Genomic DNA, 1,529 nt, shown 5'->3' on the forward strand with positions numbered 1-1,529 from the left:
GCCCCCGCATCACTTACCTCGCCGTAACCGCCGCCGCTGTGCTGGTGATCGGCACCGTTTCCGTCGCCGAGATCGCGCCCCGACTGATCTGGAATGCCAGCGCCAGCTTGCCCATCGGGTTCTACCGCGTTGAGCCGCCGACCAGCTTCGCCCTCGGCGATCTGGTCGCGGTTACGCTGCCCGAACCGCTGGCGCAGTTCGTCGCCGCTCGCGGCTATGTCGGCGCCGACGTGCCGCTGCTGAAGCGCGTCGCCGGGCTTCCCGGCACGCGGGTCTGCCGCACGGGTGTCACGATCACCGTCGCTGGCCAGGTCCTCGGCGCGGCGCGCGAGCGCGACAGAATCGGTCGGCCGCTGCCCATCTGGCAGGGCTGCCGGATTGTCGGCGCAGACGAGGTGTTTCTCATGAACCGGGAGGCCGGGGACAGCCTCGACGGCCGCTATTTCGGCCCGCTCCCGCTCACCAGCGTCACCGCCCGCATCGTTCCGCTCTGGACCGATGCGGCGGGCGACGGCCGCTTCCGCCGGCCAGCAACTGGGGCGGAACCGGCCCCTGATCCCACCACCAATCACCAACGCACGGAGAGATAACATGCCACAGATCGGAGAATTCACCCGCACGGAAGCCGGCTACGAGGGCCGCATCCGGACCGTCACGCTCGACCTGAACCTAGTCTTCGTGCCCACCCACAATGCCGATGTCGAGAACGCCCCGGATTACCGGATCCACCTCGACGGCGAGGACGGACCCGAGATCGGCGCCGGCTGGACGCATAGCGGCGAGAAGGCCGGAACCTATATCTCGGTCGCCTTAGACGATCCGGTATTCGTGCAGCCGATCCGTGCCCGGCTGTTCCAGTCCGACGAGCAGGGCCGGAACTGGGGCCTGCACTGGTCGCGCCCCAGAAGGCGCGAAGGTGGGGACTGAGCCATGCCTGCGTTCATCCCTCAGCGTGTCGGCGGGCGGACCTGCGCCGCTCGCGGCATTGCCGCCCTTCTTCTTTCCGGCCTGAGTTTCGCCGCCCTCCCGGCTGCCGGCCTGCTGGCGCAGACCGTGCAGCCGGTCGCGCAGCACGCCAGCGATCCCTTCGCGGCCCATGTCGCGGAAGCCTCGCGGCGCTTCGGCATTCCGCCGGACTGGATCCGCGCCGTGCGGCATGTCGAGAGTGCCGGCAATCCGCATGCCGTCTCGCCGAAGGGCGCCATGGGCCTGATGCAGATCATGCCGGAGACATGGGCGGCGCTGCGCGCCCGCCATGCACTCGGCGGCGATCCGTTCGACCCGCGCGACAATATCCTCGCCGGCACCGCCTATCTGCGCGAGATGCATGACCGCTACGGCACCATCGCCGGCATGCTGGCCGCCTACAATGCCGGGCCGGGGCGCTACGACGACCACCTGGTCGCGGGCCGGACCCTGCCGGCCGAGACCCGCGCCTATGTCGCCGCGCTCGTGCCAGTGCTGAGCGGCGACCTGCTTCCCGGCGCTGGTTTCGCCGCCGCGCCACCGCCGGACTGGCGCGAGGCCCC

3 protein-coding genes are annotated in these 1,529 nt (G+C 70.2%); all 3 read left to right on the forward strand.

The features are described 5' to 3' along the window. Nucleotides 1-8 precede the first annotated feature (8 nt). A complete protein-coding gene (locus AQY21_RS03515) occupies nt 9-590 on the forward strand; it encodes a S26 family signal peptidase (protein WP_058096434.1) in 582 nt (193 codons plus the stop codon). A gap of 1 nt (nt 591) precedes the next feature. After that, nucleotides 592-927: a DUF736 domain-containing protein gene (locus AQY21_RS03520; RefSeq protein ID WP_058096432.1), complete on the forward strand. Its 336-nt coding sequence runs from the start codon at nt 592-594 to the stop codon at nt 925-927. A gap of 3 nt (nt 928-930) precedes the next feature. Then, on the forward strand, nt 931-1,529 hold a 599-nt coding region (locus tag AQY21_RS03525; RefSeq protein WP_058096433.1), incomplete at its 3' end, for a lytic transglycosylase domain-containing protein.

Source organism: Paracoccus sp. MKU1, assembly GCF_001447385.1.
GTDB lineage: Bacteria > Pseudomonadota > Alphaproteobacteria > Rhodobacterales > Rhodobacteraceae > Paracoccus.

Bases quoted from the DNA above. Each gene is read 5' to 3' on its own strand.
- AQY21_RS03520 (WP_058096432.1), top strand. From the start codon at position 592: ATGCCACAGATCGGAGAATTCACCCGCACGGAAGCCGGCTACGAGGGC.